This window comes from Streptomyces sp. UNOB3_S3 (genome assembly GCF_020740895.1).
In the GTDB taxonomy this organism is placed as follows: Bacteria; Actinomycetota; Actinomycetes; order Streptomycetales; family Streptomycetaceae; genus Streptomyces.
The window spans coordinates 1-20,924 of the sequence record NZ_JAILXP010000091.1 but is presented as its reverse complement, the minus strand read 5'-3'; the positions used below and the strand labels follow the sequence as shown (position 1 = coordinate 20,924).

Annotated in this window: 21 protein-coding genes; 13 read left to right on the top strand and 8 right to left on the bottom strand. The window is 73.5% G+C overall.

The window, feature by feature from the left end; genetic code table 11:
• Window positions 1-60: 60 nt before the first annotated feature.
• Window positions 61-1,050 carry a phosphate ABC transporter permease subunit PstC gene (gene pstC / locus K6I33_RS12840; protein ID WP_229351109.1) on the bottom strand — a complete coding sequence of 330 codons (990 nt, stop codon included), beginning with the start codon at window positions 1,048-1,050 and terminating at the stop codon, window positions 61-63.
• 156 nt (window positions 1,051-1,206) lie between these two features.
• Complete coding sequence (pstS, locus tag K6I33_RS12835; RefSeq protein WP_229351107.1) at window positions 1,207-2,340, bottom strand: phosphate ABC transporter substrate-binding protein PstS; 1,134 nt, start codon at window positions 2,338-2,340, stop codon at window positions 1,207-1,209.
• A 291-nt stretch (window positions 2,341-2,631) separates the two neighbouring features.
• On the opposite strand from pstS, the gene K6I33_RS12830 reads away from it, so the two are divergent.
• Window positions 2,632-3,804: a C40 family peptidase gene (locus K6I33_RS12830; protein ID WP_229351104.1), complete on the top strand. Its 1,173-nt coding sequence runs from the start codon at window positions 2,632-2,634 to the stop codon at window positions 3,802-3,804.
• Window positions 3,805-4,095: 291 nt separating this feature from the next.
• A complete protein-coding gene (locus K6I33_RS12825) occupies window positions 4,096-5,346 on the top strand; it encodes a PP2C family protein-serine/threonine phosphatase (RefSeq protein ID WP_229351102.1) in 1,251 nt (416 codons plus the stop codon).
• A gap of 157 nt (window positions 5,347-5,503) precedes the next feature.
• On the opposite strand, the gene K6I33_RS12820 is transcribed toward K6I33_RS12825, so the two are convergent.
• From K6I33_RS12820 to K6I33_RS12810, 3 genes are all read right to left on the bottom strand, one after another.
• Entirely contained in the window at window positions 5,504-5,845 is a 342-nt protein-coding gene (locus K6I33_RS12820; protein ID WP_229351100.1) for a DUF2516 family protein, read from the bottom strand.
• 132 nt (window positions 5,846-5,977) lie between these two features.
• A complete protein-coding gene (locus tag K6I33_RS12815; RefSeq protein WP_229351098.1) occupies window positions 5,978-6,574 on the bottom strand; it encodes a hypothetical protein in 597 nt (198 codons plus the stop codon).
• Between the two features lie 64 nt (window positions 6,575-6,638).
• Window positions 6,639-7,088 (bottom strand): helix-turn-helix domain-containing protein, encoded by a 450-nt coding sequence (locus tag K6I33_RS12810; protein ID WP_229351096.1) that lies wholly within the window; start codon window positions 7,086-7,088, stop codon window positions 6,639-6,641.
• Window positions 7,089-7,350: 262 nt separating this feature from the next.
• Between K6I33_RS12810 and K6I33_RS12805 the strand changes: the two genes are divergently transcribed.
• The 5 genes from K6I33_RS12805 to K6I33_RS12785 all read left to right on the top strand — a co-directional run bounded on the left by K6I33_RS12805 (window position 7,351) and on the right by K6I33_RS12785 (window position 10,706).
• Complete coding sequence (locus K6I33_RS12805) at window positions 7,351-8,187, top strand: putative protein N(5)-glutamine methyltransferase (RefSeq protein WP_229351094.1); 837 nt, start codon at window positions 7,351-7,353, stop codon at window positions 8,185-8,187.
• Window positions 8,188-8,217: 30 nt separating this feature from the next.
• Entirely contained in the window at window positions 8,218-8,619 is a 402-nt protein-coding gene (locus tag K6I33_RS12800; RefSeq protein ID WP_229351092.1) for a helix-turn-helix domain-containing protein, read from the top strand.
• A gap of 61 nt (window positions 8,620-8,680) precedes the next feature.
• Window positions 8,681-9,091: a VOC family protein gene (locus tag K6I33_RS12795; protein ID WP_229351089.1), complete on the top strand. Its 411-nt coding sequence runs from the start codon at window positions 8,681-8,683 to the stop codon at window positions 9,089-9,091.
• Between the two features lie 63 nt (window positions 9,092-9,154).
• Window positions 9,155-9,946, top strand: a complete 792-nt coding sequence (locus K6I33_RS12790; protein WP_229351087.1) for a GNAT family N-acetyltransferase — start codon at window positions 9,155-9,157, stop codon at window positions 9,944-9,946.
• Window positions 9,947-10,046: 100 nt separating this feature from the next.
• Window positions 10,047-10,706: a ScbR family autoregulator-binding transcription factor gene (locus tag K6I33_RS12785; protein ID WP_229351085.1), complete on the top strand. Its 660-nt coding sequence runs from the start codon at window positions 10,047-10,049 to the stop codon at window positions 10,704-10,706.
• A gap of 23 nt (window positions 10,707-10,729) precedes the next feature.
• Here K6I33_RS12785 and dtd read toward each other — a convergent pair whose 3' ends face one another.
• Window positions 10,730-11,155: a D-aminoacyl-tRNA deacylase gene (gene dtd / locus K6I33_RS12780; RefSeq protein ID WP_229351082.1), complete on the bottom strand. Its 426-nt coding sequence runs from the start codon at window positions 11,153-11,155 to the stop codon at window positions 10,730-10,732.
• 156 nt (window positions 11,156-11,311) lie between these two features.
• On the opposite strand from dtd, the gene K6I33_RS12775 reads away from it, so the two are divergent.
• The 4 genes from K6I33_RS12775 (at window position 11,312) to K6I33_RS12760 (ending at window position 15,282) form a co-directional block, all read left to right on the top strand.
• Complete coding sequence (locus tag K6I33_RS12775) at window positions 11,312-11,977, top strand: AmfC protein (RefSeq protein ID WP_229351080.1); 666 nt, start codon at window positions 11,312-11,314, stop codon at window positions 11,975-11,977.
• A gap of 106 nt (window positions 11,978-12,083) precedes the next feature.
• Window positions 12,084-13,073 (top strand): asparaginase, encoded by a 990-nt coding sequence (locus tag K6I33_RS12770; RefSeq protein WP_229351077.1) that lies wholly within the window; start codon window positions 12,084-12,086, stop codon window positions 13,071-13,073.
• 180 nt (window positions 13,074-13,253) lie between these two features.
• Complete coding sequence (locus K6I33_RS12765) at window positions 13,254-14,507, top strand: GNAT family N-acetyltransferase (RefSeq protein ID WP_229351075.1); 1,254 nt, start codon at window positions 13,254-13,256, stop codon at window positions 14,505-14,507.
• Window positions 14,508-14,688: 181 nt separating this feature from the next.
• Window positions 14,689-15,282 (top strand): NADPH-dependent FMN reductase, encoded by a 594-nt coding sequence (locus K6I33_RS12760; RefSeq protein WP_229351072.1) that lies wholly within the window; start codon window positions 14,689-14,691, stop codon window positions 15,280-15,282.
• A 65-nt stretch (window positions 15,283-15,347) separates the two neighbouring features.
• Here the strand turns inward: K6I33_RS12760 and K6I33_RS12755 are convergent, their stop codons facing one another.
• Complete coding sequence (locus K6I33_RS12755) at window positions 15,348-16,106, bottom strand: SDR family oxidoreductase (protein WP_229351070.1); 759 nt, start codon at window positions 16,104-16,106, stop codon at window positions 15,348-15,350.
• Between the two features lie 105 nt (window positions 16,107-16,211).
• Here K6I33_RS12755 and K6I33_RS12750 point away from each other — a divergent pair, with 105 nt between their 5' ends.
• Window positions 16,212-19,415: a BTAD domain-containing putative transcriptional regulator gene (locus K6I33_RS12750; protein WP_229351068.1), complete on the top strand. Its 3,204-nt coding sequence runs from the start codon at window positions 16,212-16,214 to the stop codon at window positions 19,413-19,415.
• Here K6I33_RS12750 and K6I33_RS12745 read toward each other — a convergent pair.
• Window positions 19,342-19,734 carry a helix-turn-helix transcriptional regulator gene (locus tag K6I33_RS12745; protein ID WP_229351066.1) on the bottom strand — a complete coding sequence of 131 codons (393 nt, stop codon included), beginning with the start codon at window positions 19,732-19,734 and terminating at the stop codon, window positions 19,342-19,344. The genes K6I33_RS12750 and K6I33_RS12745 overlap by 74 nt on opposite strands.
• Window positions 19,735-19,832: 98 nt before the next feature.
• On the opposite strand from K6I33_RS12745, the gene K6I33_RS12740 reads away from it, so the two are divergent.
• Window positions 19,833-20,924 (top strand): MFS transporter (locus K6I33_RS12740; RefSeq protein WP_374284244.1); only part of this gene is annotated, 1,092 nt, incomplete at its 3' end.

The following is a 20,924-nucleotide window of genomic DNA, read 5'->3' as shown; positions in this document are numbered from 1 at the left end:
GGGTGTAGGAGGGGAGGGGCGCGCTGTCGGCGACGACCGTCTTGTCCATGGTCACGTCGCTCATGCCGTGTACTCCTTGCGGCGGGCGATGATCAGCCGGGCGGCGCCGTTGACCAGCAGGGTCAGGACGAAGAGGACGAGACCCGAGGCGATCAGGGCGTCCTTGCCGATCTCACCGGACTCCTTGAAGCTGCTCGCGATGTTCTGGGCGAACGTTCCGCCGCCCGGGTCGAGCAGGCTCTTGCCGATGGTGAAGCTGGGGGAGAGGACGGTGGCGACGGCCATCGTCTCGCCGAGGGCGCGGCCCAGGCCCAGCATCGAGGCGCTGATGACACCGGAGCGGCCGAAGGGGAGGACGGACATCCGGATGACTTCCCAGCGGGTCGCGCCGAGCGCGAGGGCGGCCTCCTCGTGCATCTTCGGGGCCTGGAGGAAGACCTCGCGGCTGACGCTGGTGACGATCGGCAGGATCATGATCGCCAGCAGGATGCCGATGGTGAAGAGCGAGCGGGCGGCGCCGCCCTGGTACTCGAAGATCCCGGTCCAGCCGAAGTAGTCGTTCAGCCAGGTGTAGAGCCCGCCGAGGTGCGGCACCAGGAACAGGGCGCCCCACAGGCCGTAGACGATGGACGGGACCGCGGCGAGCAGGTCGATGACGTAGCTCAGCGGCGCGGCGAGCCTGCGCGGCGCGTAGTGCGAGATGAACAGCGCGATGCCGATGGCCACGGGCACGGCGATGAGCATCGCGATGACCGAGCTGACGATCGTGCCGAAGGCCAGGACCGCGATGCCGAACTTGGGCGGGGTGGAGTTGGCGGCCCACTCGAAGGTGGTGAAGAAGTCGCCCTCGTTCTTGGAGAGGGCGCTGGTCGCCCGCACGGCGAGGAACGCCGCGATGGCGGCCATGATCACCAGGAGCAGGATCCCGGACCCCCGGGAGAGGCCGAGGAAGATCCGGTCACCGGCGCGGGAGGAGGACTTCGCCCGTGCGGTGGGGGCGGTGCTCTCCGGTGGTGGTGGGCCGGCTGTGGTGGCTGAGGTTATTTCCATGGGTTTCTCCGGTCTGCGGGGCGGTACGGCTGCCGCCGGGGCCTGCTCGGGCCGCTGGGCTCCGATCGGGCGGTGGCGGTGCCGCGCCGCTCCCTGGCGCGGCGGTGCACCGGATGGTGGGGACGGGCTCCGGGGCGGAGCCCGTCCCCACCCGGGTCAGGAGAGGGTGGCGATGGTCTCGCGGACCTTCTTGGCGATCTCGGCCGGCAGCGGGGCGTAGCCGAGGCCCTTGAGGGCGGACTGGCCGTCCTCACTGGCGATGTAGGTCAGGAAGGACTTGGTGGCCGGGAGGGTCTCGGCCTTGTTGCCCTTGTCGCCGACGATCTCGTACGTGACCAGGGTGATCGGGTAGGCGCCCTCGGCCTTGGTGGCGTAGTTGAGCTTGAGGGCGAGGTCCGAGCCGGTGCCGACGATCTTGGCCTCGGCGATCGCCTTGGAGGCGTTGTCGGAGGTGGCCTCGACCGGGGCGGCGGCGCCGGTGTTGAGCTTCACCGTCTTGATGCTGTTGGCGGTGGCGTAGCTCAGCTCGAAGTAGGAGATGGCGCCGGAGGTCTGCTTGACCTGCGAGGAGACACCCGCGGAGCCGTCGGCCGACTGGCCGCCCTTGGCCTTCCACGCCTTGGCGGGCTCATAGGACCAGGAGGAGGGCGCGGCGGCCTTGAGGTACTTGGTGAAGTTGTCCGTGGTGCCGGACTCGTCGGAGCGGTGGAACGCCTGGATCTTCAGGTCGGGGAGCTTGGCGTCCTTGTTGAGCTTGGCGATCGCCTCGTCGTTCCACTTCTCGATCTTGCCGTCGAAGATCTTGGCGAGGGTGTCGGCGTCGAGGACCAGGCTGTCCACGCCCGGGACGTTGTAGCCGATGGCGATGGGGCCGCCGACCATGGGGAGGTTGATGCCCTGGCCGCCCTTGACGACCTCCTTGGACTTGGTGACCTCCTCCGGCTTCAGCGCCGAGTCGGAGCCCGCGAAGGCCGTCTTGCCCTGGAGGAACTCCTGGACACCCGCGCCCGAGCCGGTGGGCTTGTAGTTGATCTGGGTGTCCTTGCAGGCCGCCATGTAGTTCTTGACCCACAGGTCCATGGCGTTCTTCTGCGCGGAGGAGCCGGAGGCCAGCAGCTGGCCCTTGCCCTCGCACTTGATGTTGCCCGCCGCCTTGGTGGCGTCGCCGCCGCCCGTGGAGCCGCTGCCGCTGTTGTCGTCCGAGCCGCACGCCGTGAGCACCAGGGCGCCGGCGACGGCGATGGCGCCGAGAGCGACGGTGCGAAGCCGGTTCTTGCGCTGAAGCTTCACTTTCGGGAGTTCCTTCCGGGAGCCGCCGCTGGGGCGGCGTGCGAGAGGTGTCGGTACGAGCGGTCCTGCCCGCACCCTCTACTCGGCGAAATTAGGCAGATCAGGTGAAGCGGTTGATGGGTGAGAGTGAACGGAGGGTGAACCTCACCCGTCAGGGTGGTTGCCCGCACGCGGGTCCGGTTCCTTGTGCAGTGTGACGCAGGTCTCTGTCGATTTGACGCCAGGCATGGCAGCATCCGAATTTCGCGTGACGGTATGTCAGGCGTGGGGGTGAAGGCGCGGAGGTGGCCGGTGGGGTGTCCTGACAGGCGGAACGACGACCGTACGAGCGGTGACGGCACGGGCGGCGGCCGGGGGCGCCGGCGGCGGGTGGCGGTGGCGACCGCGCTCGTCTGCGCGGCCGGGCTGGCGGTGCTGGGCGCGCCCGGCGTGACCTACGCGGCGCCCGGGCCGACGCCGGTGCCCACGCCGTCCGCGTCGGCGTCCGCGTCGTCGTCCGTCTCGGCGGCGGACGACGACACCCGGCGGCTGGAGGCCATCCACAAGGAGGTGGAGGAGCTCTACCGCAAGGCCGAGACCGCCACCGACGCCTACAACGCCGCCGGTGAGCAGCTGCGCCTCCAGGAGAAGTCGATCGCGGACCTCACCCGGCGGCTGGACGCGGCCGGCAAGCGCATGGAGACGCTGCGCGCCCAGGCCGGGGCCCTGGCCCGCGCCCAGTACCGCAGCGGTGGTTTCAGCCACCGGACCCAGCTCTTCCTCAGCGGGTCCCCCGACTCCTTCCTCGGCAACGTCTCCCTCGCCCGCAAGGGCGAGCAGGCCACCCGCCGGCTGCTGACCGAGGTCACGGACACCAAGGCGGAGCTGGAGCGCTACACCCAGGCGGCGGGCGAGCGCTGGAAGACGCTGGACGCGGAGAAGAAGAAGCGGGAAGCCGCGAAGAAGGAGATCCAGGACCGGCTGGACGCCGCGAAGCAGCTGGAATCACGACTCGCGGCCCAGGAGAAGGAGAGACTCCGGCTGCTGGAGGAGGAGCGGGCCCGGCAGGCCCAGGACCGCTGGCTCGCCTCGGACGCCGCCAGGCAGCTCACCGGCCGGGGCTCCGTCGCGGCGACCGGCGACGTCGCCCGCGCGATCGACTTCGCGACCGCGCAGATCGGCAAGGACTACGTCTGGGGCGCCGAGGGCCCCGACACCTACGACTGCTCCGGGCTCACCCTCAAGGCCTGGGCCGCGGCGGGCCGGGCCATTCCGCGCACCTCGCAGGAGCAGTGGCGGCAGCTGCCCAAGGTCGACGTCAAGGACATGCGCCCGGGCGACCTCGTCATCTACTACACGGACGCGAGCCATGTGGGCATGTACATCGGCGAGGGCCGGATCGTCCACGCCCCGCGACCCGGTCGGCAGGTGACCATTACGGGCGCGGGCTCGATGCCGGTGCTGGGGGTCGTGCGGCCGGGGTAGCGGTGTGGGTGCCCGGGGCCGTACGCCGGGGTGCCGGGCGCCCCTCCGGGGCGTGGCCGGGCGCCCGGCGGCGGTTCGACCATCAGCTCATAGGACAGTCCGCTTGTCCGTACGCGGGCGTCAACTACCGTCACTCGTAAGGCATATGACGGAGGCGGGTGGCTGCGTACCATTCCGCTCGGGTGGGCTCTGGCGCTAGGGTCACGTTCTGTACTCGTCTGTCGGCGAGGTGCCGCGCCCCTGGGGCGGGGGCACCCCCTGGTGGTGGCCGGGGGAGGAAGGACCGAAGCGATGCCCGTATCCGTGCCCAGGCCGGCGGAGCCGCCCGCCGTGCCGCCCGACGGCGGGCTGACGCTGCTGGTGATCGAGGACGTCCCGGGCGGGGCGCTGTCCGCCCCCGGCATGGCGGAGATGACCGGTACGGCCGAGGGACCCGTCCGCATCCGGACCGCCCGCAATCTCACCGAGGCGGAGCGGCTGCTCACCGACGACGTCCAGTGCATCCTCCTCGACCTCGCCCTGCCGCCCAGGGCCCCCGGCCGGAAGGGCGGAGCCGTCGCCGCCGGGCGCGGCCACGAACTCGACACCCTGCGCCAGGTGCTGCGGCTGGCCCCGCACCAGGCCGTCCTGGCGCTGACCGCCGAGACCGACGCCGCGCGGGCGGCGGAGGCCGTCCGGGTCGGCGCGCAGGACTACCTCTTCCGCGACGAGCTGGACGGGCGGGTGCTCAGCCGGGCCATCCGCTACGCCGTCGAGCGCAAACGCGCCGACTTCGACCGGCGGCAGCTCACCGAGACCCGGCTGCGGGCCCAGGAGAACGCCCGGCTGGAGCGCGGCCTGCTGCCCCATCCGCTGCTGGCCGGCTCCGAGCTGCGCTTCGCCGCCCGCTACCGGCCCGGCCGCAGCCGCGCCCTGCTCGGCGGGGACTTCTACGACACGGTCCGCACCGCCGACGGCACGGTCCACGCGATGATCGGCGACGTCTGCGGGCACGGCCCCGACGAGGCGGCGCTCGGCGTCGAGCTGCGCATAGCGTGGCGGGCGCTGACGCTCGCCGGGCTCTGCGGGGACGAGCTGCTGGCCACCCTCCAGCAGGTGCTGGAGCACGAGCGGGCGGACGAGGAGGTCTTCGCGACGCTCTGCACGGTCGACATCGCCCCGGACGGGCGCTCGGCCGCGCTCTGCCTCGCCGGGCACCCGGCACCCCTGCTCGTGCGCTCCGGGCACGCCCCGGCCCTGCTGCCGCAGGAGGGCGGCGGGCCGGCGCTGGGGCTGCTGTCCGCCGCCCGCTGGCCGCACCGCGAGATCCGGCTCGGGGAGGCGTGGAGCCTGATGATGTACACGGACGGCCTGGTCGAGGGCCGGGTGGGCGCGGGGACGCGGCGGCTGGGCCAGGAGGGGATGATCGAGCTGGTCGCCCGCCAGCTGAAGGAGGGCCTGACCGGGGAGGAACTGCTGGAGGCGGTCGTGGCGGAGGTGCGGGCGCTCAACGGCGGCGACCTGACGGACGACCTCGCGGTGCTGCTGCTCGACCGGGGCTGAGCGCTCCGCCGGGTGCGTGGCCGGTCGGCTGCGGGCCGTCCGTGGCTGATCGCGCCCACGCGGGGGAGCCGCCTGGTGTCGCGCCCCGCGCCCCTTACGGGGCCCGGCACCGCACCGGACTTCCACGAGCTCGCCGGGCCCGGAGGCCCGGTGCCGCTCAGCGGCCGCCGTTGTACGGGCCGTACGGGCCGTCCGAGCTGGAGCCCCGGCGGCGCGGGCCGCCGCGGCCGGAGACCTGCCGAAGGGCGGGGCGCACGTCGACCGTGTAGACGATCGTGGCGATCAGGCCGAGGATCGGCAGGAAGTTCAGGATGCCGAAGAAGAGGTTCACGGCGATCGCGATGCCGAGGATGATCAGCCAGAAGCCCTTGGACTGCTTGTCCGCGGCCCGGTAGGCGTCCTCGCGGCGGATCGCCGCGTCGACGAAGGCGGCGACCGTGAAGACCAGCAGGCCGATCGACACCCAGGACAGGATTTCGCCGAAGCCTTCCACCAGCATGCCGCTCACCTCTCAGTGCGTCCGTTGCCCACCGTACCCGGAGAACGATCCGGGCACGTGGTGCGTGCCCGGATCGTTCCGCGCGCTGTCCGCGCCGGGTTCGCGCCCGGTTCGCGTCCGGTTCGCTCCGGGCTAGGCGTCCTCACCGGTCTTGGCGTCCGCCTTCTTCGCGGTGGCGGGCTTGCGGGCGGCGGTCCGGCGGGCGGCGGGCTTGGACGCGTCGTCCGAGCCGTCCGCGGCGGAGGGCTCCGAGGAGCCCTCCGCGGGCTGGTCGCCCTTGGCGGCGCCGTCGTTCTCCTCGCTGCCCGGCTCCACTGCGACGGCGATCTCGGAGAACCCCTCGGCGGCCTCGCCGCGCCAGGTCTTCACGGCCGTGCGCCCGCGCTCGGCCAGCTTCTCGAACTGCTCACCGGCCTGGGCGGCCGCCGAGACGACCTGCCCGACGCCCTGGAGCGCCAGGTCCTGGGCCTTCTGGCCGAGCTTCTTGGTGTCGGTGTCGAGCGTCCCGACGAACTCGGTGACCTTGGCGGTCACCTGGGTCTGGACCTGCTTGGCCTGCTGCTGCACCCGCCCGCCCAGCTCCTTGGGGTCGGTGTTGCGCAGCTGCTCGAAGCGGCCGGGAGCCTCGGCGACGAGCTGTCCCAGCTTCTCCGCCGCGAGGTCGGCCGCCCCGGCGGTGGCGTAGAGGGTGTCGGTGGCCGTCTTGCGGATGTCCTGAGTGAGGGCCATGGCGAAGGGTCTCCCGGATCGGCTCGAAGGGATTGCTCGAAGGGATTGCTCGAAGGGGGTTGTTCTAAGGGTTGCTCTGCGGATCGCTCTGGGCGTCGTCCGTCCTGCCCGTGCCGCTCGTCCCGCCCGCGCCGCCGGCCCCGCTCGGACCGGTCTGCTCGGGCGCCGTGAGGGCGTTCTCCTTGCGGAAGGACTCGTAGATCTGGAGCAGTACCTGCTTCTGCCGCTCGGTGATCGAGGGATCGGCGAGGATCACGCTGCGGACCTCCGCCTCCTCCCGGTCCCGCTGGTCGAGGATCCCGGCCTGCACGTACAGCGTCTCGGCGGAGATCCGCAGCGCCTTGGCCAGCTGCTGGAGGATCTCGGCGCTCGGCTTGCGCAGGCCGCGCTCGATCTGACTGAGGTACGGGTTGGACACTCCGGCGGCGTCCGCGAGCTGCCGCAGCGTCAGCTGCGCGGTGCGCCGCTGCTCGCGGAGGTACTCGCCGAGATTGCCGACGTTGAGTGATGCCATGGTGCCGATGCTGCCTCAGCTTGCTAACTATTGCAAGCGGATGCTTGCAATAGTTTTCCGCCAGTCGCCGGTGCGGGCGTGCGGTAACCTTTCCGCCCCGGCAGGTTCGAGCCGGTGACGAACGGGTCCTGAGCAGGGCCCCGACCCAAGGAGGTGGGACCGATCAACGCTGTGTCAGGTCGGGTGCTCTCTTCCCGCGACGTCATGGTCGCGCCGGTCTAGGTGGACCGGGAGGGCGCCCTTCGTATCCCGAAAGGCTCCCGTGTCGGTTTCTTTCGCCGCTTCCGCGGCACTGTTCTCCTCTCGTGACACCGTCATCTCCTCGCTGCGCGCCGCCGGTTGCGTCTTCGCCGAGGACGAGGCGGATCTGATCCTCTCCGCGGCGGGCTCGCCGGACGAGCTCCACGCCATGGTGGCCCGGCGCGCGGCCGGGCATCCGCTCGAACACGTCGTCGGCTGGGCCGAGTTCCGGGGCCTGCGGATCTCCGTGGACCCCGGTGTCTTCGTACCGCGCCGCCGTACCGAATTCCTCGTCCGGCAGGCCGTCGCCCTCGCCCTGAGGCGTGGCCCTGGCGTGGTCGCCGTGGACCTGTGCTGCGGCTCCGGCGCGCTGGGCGCGGCGTTGGTGGCCGGGGTGGGGGAGGCCGGCGGGGGGACGGGCGTCGAGCTGTACGCGGCCGACATCGACCCCGCCGCCGTGCGGTGTGCGCGCCGCAATGTCGCCGCGGCCGGCGGGCGGGTCCTGGAGGGCGACCTCTACGCGCCGCTGCCCGCCGCGCTCCGCGGCCGCGTCGACGTCCTGCTCGCCAACGCTCCTTACGTCCCCACCGGCGCCATCGGTCTGCTGCCCGCCGAAGCGCGGGTCCACGAGGCGCTGGTGGCGCTCGACGGCGGCCCGGACGGGCTCGACGTCCAGCGCCGCGTCGCCGCCGGGGCCGCGCGCTGGCTGGCGCCCGGCGGGCATCTGCTGATGGAGACGAGCGAGCGGCAGGCGGCCGGTACGGCCCGGACCTTCGCGGGCGGCGGGCTGGTCCCGGAGGTCGTCCACTGCGAGGACCTGGGCGCCACCGTGGTCATAGGGACGCTCCCACAGCGCTGACCTGCGCTTCGGCGCCCGCCATATGGTGGGATGAGCGGTGTGAACCGTGCCGCCGAGGACACCAACCGCCGGATGCTGAGGGCGCGGGACGCCATGGACCGCGCCTACGCGGAGCCGCTGGACGTCCCCGCCCTCGCCCGTATCGCCCATGTGTCCGAGGCGCATTTCAGCCGGACCTTCAGGGCCACGTTCGGGGAGACCCCGCACCGTTACCTCCAGCGGCGCCGCGTCGAGCGGGCGATGTTCCTGCTGCGCGAGACCGGGCGCAGCGTCACGGACATCTGCTTCGAGGTCGGCTTCGGCAGCCCGGGGACGTTCAGTAGGACGTTCCGGGACATCGTCGGCATGTCGCCCCGGGAGTACCGCAAACAGGCGGTCGCTCAGCAGGTGCCCACCTGCTTCGCGATGGCCTGGACGCGGCCCGGCTCGTAGAGGCTCGTAGAGAGCAGTTTTGGATAAGTTTTCGAGCCGGTGGCCGAATAACGTTGTCCTCATGTTCAACGCCATCACGCACTCGCAGATTTACGTCCTCGACCAGGACGAGGCCCTCGACTTCTACGTCGGCAAGCTGGGCCTGGAGGTCACCGCCGACATCCCGCTGGGCTTCATGCGCTGGCTGACCGTCGGCGTTCCCGGTGACGCCGGCCGCCAGATCCTGCTGGAGCGGCCGGGCGGGCCGATGATGTCCGAGGAGACGGCGGCGCAGGTGCGCGACCTGGTCACCAAGGGCGCGATGGCCGGCTGGCTCATCCTCACCACGCCGGACTGCCACAAGACGTACGAGACGCTGCTGGCCAAGGGCGTCGAGTTCACCGAGCCGCCGACCGAGCGCCCGTACGGGATCGACTGCGGGCTGCGCGACCCGTTCGGCAACCGCATCCGCTTCACGCAGCCGAAGGGCTGACGGCCGTCGTCCCTCTCCCTTAATTCCGTTGCCCGGCGCCCCGGTTGGTGCTGGGGTGGGCGGATGGACAAGGACACGGTGGCGGGGCTCCTGCCGCTCTACGACCGCGAGATGCGGGAGGGCGTCCGGCCCGACGGGCCCGGGGCCCGCGTCGAACGGGCCGGGCGCGTCGGCGAGGTCGTCCGGCACGTCGGCGCGGACGCCGACGGCTGGAACGGCGTCGTCTGGTCGGACCTCGACGAGGACACGGCGGACGCCGCGATCGCGGAACAGGTGGCGTACTTCGCCTCCCTCGGCCGCGAGTTCGAGTGGAAGCTGTACGGGCACGATCTGCCGGCCGACCTGCCGCGGCGGCTGCGGGCGGCCGGTCTCGTGGCCGAGCCCGAGGAGACGCTGATGGTCGCCGCCATCGCGGACCTGTCGGCCGGCTCCGGCCCGCCGGAGGGGATCCGGCTGCTCCCCGTCACCGACGCGGCCGGCGTCGACCTGGCGGTGGCCGCCCAGGAGCGGGCGTTCGGCGAGTCGCGGGAGCAGCACCGGAAGCTGCTCCTCGATCAGCTGGACTCGGACGTTCCGCTCGCGGTCGTCGCCATGGCCGGGGACGTTCCGGTGAGCGCGGCGCGGATGGAACTCCACCCCGGGACGTCCTTCGTGAGCCTGTGGGGCGGCGGCACCGCGCCGGAGTGGCGGGGGCGGGGGATCTACCGCGCGCTCGTCCACCACCGGGCGCGGCTGGCCGCCGAGCGGGGGTACCGCTACCTCCACGTCGACGCGTCGGCGATGAGCCGGCCGATTCTGGAGCGGCTGGGGTTCGTGGGGCTGGGGACGACCACGCCGTATGTCTTCGTGCCGTGAGTCGGATGGGTCCTGCGGGTCCGTGCAGGCCCGTGCGGGTCCGTGAGGACCCTGGGCCCGGAGGGCTGAAATATACCTGCCAGAAGGTATATTGCCGCCCATGGCGAACGAATCGGCGGAGTGCACCTCGGCGGGCGCTTTCCCGGAGCGGAGGATCGACTGCGCCCGGGGGCCCGCCCCCAAGCAGGACCGGTCGATCCGCACCAAGGCCCTCGTCCTGCGCGCGGCGGCCGAGCTCTTCGCCGCGCGCGGCTTCCGGCACACGTCCGTCAAGGACGTGGCGGACCGGGTGGAGATGACCAAGGGCGCGGTCTACTTCCACTACCCGTCCAAGGAGTCGCTCGCCGTCGCCGTCGTCGAGCAGCACTACGCCCGCTGGCCCGAACTGCTGGAGGAGATCCAGGAGCAGGGCCTGTCCCCGCTGGACACCGCCGCGGAGATGCTGAACCGGGCGGCCGTCGCCTTCCGTGACGACGTCGTCGTCCAGGCGGGCGCCCGGCTCCAGCTCGAACGCCCGGAGATCGACGCCACGCTGCCCACGCCCTACGTCGACTGGACCCGGCTGCTCACCGGGCTGCTGACGGCCGCGCGCGACGAGGGCCGGCTGCGCGAGGGCGTCGACCCGGCGGCGGCCGCGCGCTCGCTCGTCGCGGGCTTCTTCGGCATGCAGCACATCTCGGACGTGCTGGAGCACCGGGCCGACATCGTGGAGCGGTGGCGCGAGGTGGGCGGGCTGATGTTCTTCGCGCTCCGCGCGTAGCCCTCAGACCTCGACCGGCACCGTCAGACCTCGACCAGCACCGTGAACGGCCCGTTGTTCGTCAGCGACACCTTCATGTCCGCCCCGAACACCCCCGTCTCCACCCGCGCCCCCAGCGCCCTCAGCCGCGCCACGACCTCGTCGACGAGGGGCTCCGCGACCGGCCCCGGGGCCGCCGCGTTCCACGTGGGGCGGCGGCCCTTGCGGGCGTCACCGTAGAGGGTGAACTGCGAGATCACGAGGAGCGGCGCCCCCACGTCCGAACAGGACTTCTCGTCCGCCAGGATCCGCAGGGACCACAGCTTCCGCGCCAGCCGCTCGCAGTGCTCCGGCGTGTCGTCGTGCGTCACCCCGACCAGCACGCACAGGCCCTCGCCGACGATCTCGCCGACCACCCGGCCGTCCACGGCGACGCTCGCCCCGTCCACCCTCTGCACCACAGCACGCATACGGACCATGATGCCCTGCGCCCATTCAGGTCCGTTCGGGCGGAGAGGCCCTGCGCACCGGGCGCACCGGGTGGCACGATGCGTGCAAGGCGGTGCTCTTCGCGGGCATCGGCAAGGCGATCCGCCGCGCGCCGCCGCCCGAGGGGACGGAACCGCATGACGAAGGACCTCACGGAGGGCCTCACGGAGGACCTCGCCAAGGGCCTCACCAAGGGCCTCACGGACCTCGAAGAGCTCACGCGGCTCAAGGACTTGAAGGGTCTGACGGCAGTGGACAGCTTGCAGGCCAGACCCCCGAGCCAGCGTTCCGGGCGGCACGCGGACGTCCCCGGGCGGCGGCTGAACGAGCTGCGGCTGGCCGAGCTGCGGGCGGTGCGCCGGGACGCACGGCGCGACGAGGCGGATCTCAGCTATGTGCGGCGGCTGCTCCAGGGCCGGATCGACATCCTGCGGGCGGAGCTGACGCGCCGGGCGACGCCGGGGTCCCCGCTGGTGGAGCGGCTGCTGGTGGAGCGGCTCTCGGAGATCCTTGCGGACGGCCCGTCCACCCACCGTTCCTCGGCCAGGCACGTGACGCTGGGCACCCCGCACAGCGAGGAGTACCGGCGGCTGGCCGAGGACATGCTCTCGGAGGTCGAGCTGTCCGACCTGGGCGCCCGTACGGACGGCGAGCTACGGGCCGGTATGGGCCGGCTGGTGGCGTACGAGCGGCAGGTCTCCCTGCGCCGTCAGGGACTGCAGCGCACCACGGACGATTGCAGTGCCGAGATCGCACGCAGGTACCGTGAAGGGGAAGCGCAAGTGGACGACCTGCTCTCGTGATCGTGTGACACACCGCATCGTGTGACACACCAGTCCGTGTGACACCCCACGGACCACCGGGGCGGTCCTCGCGCACCACGACCCCACACCCCCCGGAAGGCCGACGATGACCTCCTCGACCCTTGACGCCACCGCCGCGCGGATCGGCATATCCCGGCTGTCCCCGGTCCTCGCCGAGGTCGTCCGCTCCGGCTTCGTCGAAGGCGTGCACCGCGGCTCGCTGGTGCTGCTGGCCGCCGACGGCAGCGTCGAGCTCGCGCTCGGCGACCCCGAGGCCCCGGTCTACCCGCGCTCCGCCAACAAGCCGATGCAGGCGGCCGCCGTGCTCCGCGCCGGGCTGGAGCTCTCCGGGGAGCGGCTGGCGCTGGCGGCGGCGAGCCACTCCGGCGAATCGTTCCACCTGGAGCTGGCGCGGACGATGCTCGATGAGTTCGGCCTCTCCGAGGAGGACCTCCAGACCCCGCCCGACCTGCCGCTGGACCCGGTCGAGGCGGAGGCGTACCTGGCCTCGGGCCTGGCCCGCCACAAGGTCACCATGAACTGCTCCGGCAAGCACGCGGCCATGATCGCCGCCTGTGCGGCCAACGGCTGGCCCACCGAGACCTACCTCGACCCCGCGCACCCGCTTCAGACGCTGGTCCAGGACGTCGTGGAGGCGGTGACCGGCGAGCCCGTGCACCACGTGGGCACGGACGGCTGCGGCGCGCCCCTGATGGCGCTGTCGCTGGCCGGCCTGGCCCGGGCGTTCCGCTCCTTCGTGCTGGCCGCGCCGGGCACGCCGGAGCGCGCGGTGGCCGACGCGATGCGCGCCCACCCCGAGTACGTCGCGGGCACCCGCCGCCCCGACACCTGGATCATGCGCGAGGTGCCGGGCGCGCTGTCGAAGATGGGCGCCGAGGCCGTCCAGGCCCTGGCCCTGCCGGACGGCCGGGCGCTGGCCTTCAAGATCGACGACGGCGCGGCCCGCGCCATGGGGCCCGTGCTGGCCCGCGCCCTCGCGCTGCTCGGCGTCGACTCGCCCGTCCTCGCCCGGATCGCCGAGGCGCCGCTGCTGGGCGGCGGGCAGCGGGTCGGGGAGATCCGCGCCGCGTTCTGACGCGGCTGCCTTCCAGGGCGGCTGCCTTCCGGGGCCGCGACGCCGCTGCCTTCCGGGCGCTGAGCGGTTCCGTCCAGGGCGCTGAGCGGTTCCTTCCGTCTGGGCAGGTCCTGTTCCGGATCATTGACGGTCGTAGGAAACCGCGTGCGCCCCGGGCGGGCCCGCCCCTAGCGTGCTCGCATGAACGCGAGCACCGGTATCGAGATCCGTACGATCGGTGACGACGACGTCCCGGCCTGGACGCGCGCCATGCACGCCGGCTTCCTCCGGCCCCCCGTGGTCTCCAAGGAGGAGGCCGAGATACGTCGCGCGGGGATGGACCTCGACCGCACCCAGGGGGCCTTCGACGACGGGCGCTGCGTGGCCACCTTCCGCAGCTTCGCGCAGCGGCTCACCGTGCCGGGCGGGGCGTCCGTGGCGACCACCGCCGTCTCCAACGTGACCGTCTCGCCCACGCACCGCCGGCGCGGGCTCCTCGGCCGGATGATGGCGAACGACCTGCGGGCGGCCAAGGAGCGCGGCGAGGCGGCGGCCACGCTGATCAGCGCCGAGTGGCTCATCTACGGGCGGTACGGCTTCGGCCCCGCCTCCTGGATCACCGAGTGGGAGGTGGACGTCGCCGGCGCGGGCCTGGACCGCCGCTACGCGGGGCCCGTGGACGGCGGGCGCGTCGACTTCGTGGACCCGTGCGCGGTGCGCGAGCTCGGCCCCGCCCTCCACGAGCGGCTGCGCGCCGCACGGTCCGGCTTCGTCGACCGGGACGAGCGCTGGTGGCGGTGGGCCACGGGCGATCTCCGCCCGGCCGGCCGGCCGTGGACCGAGCCGTTCTACGTCCTGTACCGCGCCCCCGACGGCACCGTCGACGGTCTCCTCGCCTACACCGCCGAGGACGTCTGGGAGGCCAAGCGCCCGCACGGCACCGCCTCCGTGCTCGACCTGATCGCGGTGAGCACCGAGGCCGAACGCGCCCTGTGGCACTTCCTGCTGTCGGTCGACTGGATCACCACCGTCCGCTCCGGCTTCCGCGCCCCCGACGACCTGCTGCCGCTGCTGCTGCCCGACCCGCGCGCGGCCAGGGTCACCACGCACGCCGACCTCCTGTGGCTGCGCCCGCTGGACGTGCCGGCCCTGCTGGAGGCCCGGACGTACGCCCACCCCGGCGCGCTGGTCGTCGAGGTCGCCGACCCGGACGGCCACGCGGGCGGGCGCTTCCTGCTGGAGGCGGGGCCGGACGGCGCCCGTTGCGCGGCCACCGCGCGCCCGGCCGATCTCACCCTCGCCGCGCGCGACCTGGGCGCCCTGTACCTGGGCGACGAGTCCGTCGTACGGCTGGCCGCGCTGGGCCGGGTCGCCGAGGAGCGGCCGGGCGCGGCGGCGCGTGCCGAGCTGATGCTGCGCACGGCCCGGCGGCCGTGGTGCCCGGACGTCTTCTGAACCACCGGCCCCGGCGGCCTCCGGAGAGCCCGGGAATCCGCGCTTGACCTCAAGCATGCTTGAGGTAAGAGGCTTCTTCCCAGCGGCCCGAGGGGCCCGACGGCCACCCGGCCCGAGGGCCCCGTCGGCCCGCGCGCCCGCACCGAGCAGCCCGTCAGCAGCGCCGAGAAGAGGACCCGTCATGTCCCAGACCCCGTACCGCCTCGCCGTCGTCGTCGCCTCGACCCGTGAGGGCCGCTTCGGCCCCACGGTCGCCGAGTGGCTCGCCGGCCAGACCGCACGGCGCGACGACATCGACGTCGACGTCATCGATCTCGGCGAACACCCGCTTCCCGTCAGCCTCTCCAAGGACCCGGGCCCCGAGGACGCCGCCGCGCTGGCCGCCGTGACCCCGCGGCTGGCGGCGGCCGACGCCTTCGTCGTCATCACGCCCGAGTACAACCACAGCTACCCGGCGTCCCTGAAGAACCTCATCGACTGGCACTACACCCAGTGGCAGGCCAAGCCGGTCGCCTTCGTCTCCTACGGCGGCCTGTCCGGCGGCCTGCGCGCGGTCGAGCACCTGCGCCCGGTCTTCGCCGAACTCCACGCCGTCACCATCCGCGAGACCGTCAGCTTCCACAGCCCCTGGGGCAAGCTGGACGCCTCCGGCCGCCACCTGGACGAGGAGGCGGGCGAGCTGGCCGCCGGCGCCGCGAAGGTGATGCTGGATCAGCTCACCTGGTGGGCCGTCTCCCTGCGCGAGGCGCGCGCGGCCCGCCCGTACGGCGGGTGAGCCCGTACCGCGGGTGGGCCCGTACGCCCCGATCGGCGCCGACGGCCCGTACGCCCCGCCCGGCGCTAACAGGCCGGGAGCACGGCGGCGCCCCGCGCCGGCCCGCCGTCCACCGGCAGCCTCACGCCGGTGGTGAACGTCGCCTCGGTGGCCAGGAACAGCGCGGCCCGCGCCGCCTCGTCGGCCGAGCCGTGCCGCCGCAGCGGCGTGGCGGCGCCGCCCGGCTCCCCGACGTCGACGGAACAGGAGCCCACGGCGTTGACCCGGATGCCCTGCCCGGCCAGCTCGGCGGCCAGCACCTGGGCGAACGCCCACACGGCGGCCTTCGAGCCCGAGTGGACGCCCGTGCCCGGCGCCCCCGGCGAGTCCGCGGCGCTCGTGGCGAACACGATCGCCCCGCCCTCGCGCAGCAGCGGGATCATCCGCTGCGCCGTGAAGAACGCCCCCTTGGCGTTGACCCCGAACTGCCGGTCGTAGGACTCCTCGGTGACCTCCGTGACCGGGCCGAGCTCCGCGACCCCGGCGTTGACGAAGAGGTAGTCGACACGGCCGAGGACCTCCTCGGCCGTCGCGCCCAGCGCGGCGATGTCGTCGAGGCTGGTGGTGTCGGAACGGACGACATGGGCGTGGGCGCCGAGCTCCTCCCGCGCCCGCAGCAGGTGTCTGTCCGGCAGGCCGGTCAATAACACCTCCGCCCCGCCCGCGACGAGGCGTCTGGCGATGGCCAGCCCCGTGCCCATGGTTCCGCCGGTGACGACGGCCTTCCTGCCCTCGTAACGAGACCTGTCGGTGAACGCGTCCGTGGATTCGATGGAATTCGCCATGACCGTACTCTGTCGTGTCCCACTGACGCCCCGCTGCGGAAGAGCTGACGGTCCACGGTCATGTCGGCCCGTCCGGGGACGGCGCGCTGGGTTACGGTCATCGGCATGCGGTTCGGGGTGCTCGGTCCACTGACGGTGTGGGACGAGGCGGGGGAAGCGGTCAGGGTGCGCGAGGCGAAGGTCCGCGCGCTGCTGACGGACCTTCTCGTGCACGAAGGCCGGCCGGTCCCCACCGACCGGCTCGTCGACGACCTGTGGGGCGGCACACCCCCCGGCAACCCCGCCAACGCCCTCCAGGCCAAGGTCTCCCAGCTGCGCCGGACCGTCGGCCGCGACCGCGTCCTCCACACCCCGCCCGGCTACCGGCTCCGCCTGGACACCGGCGAGACCGACGCCGACCGCTTCCAGGCCCTGGTCGCCCGCGCCCGGTCCGTCGCCGCCCCCCGCGAGCGCGCCGCGCTGCTCACCGAGGCCCTGGGCCTGTGGCGCGGCCCCGCCTACGCCGACTTCGCCGACGCCGCGTACGTCCGCGCCGCCGCCCTCCGCCTGGAGGAGCTCCGGCTGACCGCGCTGGAGGAACAGGCCGAGGCCCGGCTCGAACTCGACGAACACGGCCGCCTCGCCGGGGAGCTCACCGCGCTCGTCGCCCGGCACCCGCTGCGCGAACGGCTGCGCGCGGTCCAGATGCGCGCCCTGTACCGGGCCGGACGGCAGAGCGAGGCCCTCGTCTCCTACGCCGAGCTGCGCGAACGGCTCGCCCGCGAACTGGGCCTGGACCCGGGCCCGGAGCTCACCGCCCTCCACCAGGCGATCCTCACCCAGGCCCCGGAGCTCACGGGCCGGGCCGCCGCCCTGACCGGCCCGGCGGCACCGCGCACCAATCTGCCCGCCCCCCTCACCGAACTCATCGGCCGCGAGGACGCCATGGCGGAGGTGACCGCCCTGCTGCGCACCGGACGGCTGGTCACGCTCACCGGACCCGGCGGCGTCGGCAAGACCGTCCTCGCGGTCGAGGCCGCGGGCCGGCTCGCGGGCGGCCGCCTCGACGAGGTGTGGCTGGCGGAGCTGGCCGGGCAGCACGGCGACGCCGACTCCCTGGCCGAGGTGATCGCCGGGGTCATGGGCGTACGCGACGACGGCGCGCCGCACGGCGCGCCCGCGCCGCTGTCGGCCGTCGAACGCCTCGCCCAGCGGCTGCGCGACCGGCGGGCCCTGCTGATCCTCGACAACTGCGAACAGGTCATCGAGGCCGCCGCCGAACTCACCGACCGGCTGCTGCGGGCCGCGCCCGGCCTCCGCATCCTGGCCACCAGCCAGGAGCCGCTGGGCCTGCCCGCCGAGACGGTGCGCTCCGTCGAACCGCTGCCGCAGGCCGACGCGGTACGGCTGTTCACGGTCCGCGCGGCCGCCGCCGCCCCCGGCTTCGTCCTGGACGACCGCACCAGGGACGCCGTCGACGTCATCTGCCGCCGCCTGGACGGGCTCCCGCTCGCCCTGGAACTCGCCGCCACCCGGGTCAGGGCGCTGGGCGTGCGCGAGCTCGCCGCACGACTGGACGACCGCTTCCGCCTCCTGACGGGCCGTCGGCGCGGCGCGCCGCACCGGCAGCAGACGCTGCGGGCCGTCATCGACTGGAGCTGGGAGCTGCTGACCGTCCCCGAACGGACCGTGCTGCGCCGGCTGGCCGCGCACACCGACGGTTGCACCCTGGCGGCGGCGGAGGCCGTCTGCGCGGGCGAGGGCGTCGCCCGCGAGGACGTGCTGGGCCTGCTGGCCCGGCTCGTCGACCGTTCCCTGGTCGTGATGAGCGACTGCGCGCAGGGCCCCCGCTACCGGCTGCTGGAATCCGTCGCCGCCTACGCCACCGAGCGGCTGCGCGAGGTGGCGGACGAGACGTACGTGCGCCGGCGGCACCTGCGCCACTACGCCGACCTCGCCGAGCGCGCCCGCCCGTATCTGCACGGCCCCGAACAGCGCGAGTGGCTGAGCCTGCTGGACTCCGAGAGCGGCAACATGCGCGCGGCCCTCGACACGGCCGTGCGCGAGGGCGCGGCGGACGAGGCGCGCCGGCTGGTGGGCTCCCTGGCCTGGTACTGGCTGCTGCGCGGCCGGCTGGGCGAGGCGCGCCGCTGGGCGGAGGCGGCCCTGTCGACCGGCGAGTCCGGCGAGATCCGGGCCGTGCACAGCGGCTTCGCCCTGCTCTCGGGCCACCGGGCCGAACCGCCGCCGTACGAGGGGCTGGGCGGGCCGGGCGTCCGGGCCAGGGCCCGCTGGTTCCTGGCGTACGCCCTGTTCAACACCGGCGACCTGGCCGCCAGCGAGCGGCAGACGGAACTGGCGCTGGCGGGCTTCCGGGAGCGCGACGACCGCTGGGGCATCGCCGCCGCCCTCGCCCTGCGCGCCACGCACGCGATGATCCGCGGCGAGCTGGCCGCCGTCCGGCGCGACGGCGAGGCCAGCGTGGCCCTCTTCCGCGAGCTGGGCGACCGCTGGGGCCAGCTCCAGAGCGTGGCCCCGCTGGCGACCCTGGCCGAGATCGGCGGTGACTACGCGCGGGCCGAGCGGCTGCTGAACGACGCGCTGATCATCGCGGAGGACCTGGACCTGGCCACCGAGGTCTCCTGCCTGCTCTCCCACCTCGGCCGGATCGCCCTGCTCACCGGCGCCCGGGCCGCGGCCCGGGAACTCCACGAGCGGGCCCGGCGGACGGCCGTGGCCCAGGGCTTCAAGTTCGGCGAGATCCACGCCGAGCTGGGCCAGGCGCTCTCGGCCCGGCGGGAGGGGGACCTCGCCACCGCAGAAACGATTCTGCTGAAGATCCGGGACTGGTACGACGCGGTGTCGGCGGAGCCGGGCAATCCGCTGGTCCTCGACGAACTGGGCTTCGTCGCCGAACTGCGCGGCGACGCGGTCGCGGCGTGGCTGCTCCACCGCGAGGCGCTGGAGATCGCCCGGCACATCGGCGACCCGCGCGCGATGGCCCTGCCCCTGGAGGGCCTCTCCGGCGCTGCCGCGCTCGGCGGCGACCCCGGGCTGGCCGCGCTGCTCCTCGGCGCCGCCGCGAGTACCCGCGCCTCGGTGGGCGCCCCCCTGCCGCCCGCCGAGCGCGGCGACGTCGACCGCGTCACGGCGGGCGCGCGGGCGGCCCTGGGCGAGGATGCCTTCGCGGTCTCCTTCGACCGGGGCACGCGCCTGGGACTCGCGGTGCTGGGGGCGCGGTCGGAGCCGGCGTCGTTCAGGGCGTGGGCGTCAGGGGCGCCGGTGTCCAGGCGGCGACCAGGTCGAGCAGGCCGGGGAAGCGGGCGTTGAGGTCGTCGACGCGGACGTGGCTGCGGCGCTCCAGCCCGTACTGCCGCTGACGGGTCACGCCCGCCTCGCGCAGGGCCTTGAAGTGGTGGGTGAGCGAGGACTTGGGGCGGTCCAGCCCGAACCAGCCGCACGGGTGGTCGAACCGCTCCGACTCCAGGAGGAGTTTACGGACGATCCCCATGCGCAGGGGGTCGCTGAGCGCGCCCATGACCGCCTCCAGCCGGATCTCGCAGGCCGCCGGCTCCGGGAGGGGCTCGGGCAGGTCGTCGGGGGTGGGCAGGACCTTGATGACCGTGCCGGTACCGGCTGTTGACGTCATGACCGCTCCCTCGCAGCGCCGCTTCCTTGTACGAGTTCAATCGTACTGCATGCTAAGTTCGACTCGACTCGTACTGGAGCTCGCCAAGGGGGACCCCTGTGACCATCACTCGTCCTGCGCCCGTGGAGACGACGGCAGTTGCCGCCGGGGCGACGCCGGCCCGGTGGATCTGGGTGGCGGCCTGGCCCGTCACAGCGGTTTTCGTCCTCTCCAACGCGGCGACACCGCTGTACGGGCTGTGGCAACGCGACATCGGCTTCTCCAAGGGCACGATGACCGTCGTCTTCGCCTGCTACATCGTGGGTCTCGTCGGCTCGTTGCCGGTGTCGGGCGTGGTCTCCGACCGGGTCGGCCGGAAGCCGGTCCTGCTCCCGGCGCTGGGGCTGGCGGTGCTGGCCTGCGGGATCTTCGCCACGGCCACGTCGGTGGCCGCGCTGATGACGGCCCGTCTGTTCACGGGCGTCGCGGTCGGGGCGGTGGTCTCCGCGGGCATGGCGGCGGTGACGGACGTGGCCGGCCCCGGCCGCAAGCGCCTCGGCGCGCTGGTGGCCTCCTGCGCGATGGTGCTCGGCGCGGGCCTGGGGCCGCTGCTGGCCGGTGTGCTCTCCGAGACGCTGCCCGGCCCGACCGTGACCGTCTTCCTGGTCGAGATCGCGCTGCTCGCGGTGGCGTTCGTGACCGTGCTGCGGATGCCGGTGTCCCGGCCGTCCGCGTCCGCGGCTGCGGCTACGGGTGGGGGCGCGTGGATCCGGCTGCCCAAGGTGCCGCGGGGCAACGGGCGTCAGCTGCTGCTCGGGGTCGCGGTGTTCGCCCCCGGCATCACCTCGACGTCCTTCGTGCTCTCGCTCGGGCCGTCGCTGCTGTCGGGACTGCTGGGCACGACCAGCCGGGTGGTCGCGGGGGCGATGGCGTTCGTGATGTTCCTCGCCGCCACGGGGGTGCAGTTCGCGGTGAAGGGGCTGCGGGTGCGGGCGATTCTGCTGGGCGGCGCGGTGAGCGTCGTGGCGGGGATGGCGGCTCTCACGGCCGCCGTGTGGACCTCGTCGGTCGTCCTCCTGGCCGCCGCCGCGATCCTCGCCGGGGCGGGCCAGGGCATGGGCCAGCTCGGCGGGCTGTCCCTGCTGAACGCGGCCGTCCCCGGCGACCGCCTCGCCGAGGCCAACGCCGCCCTCAACGTGGGCGGCTACCTC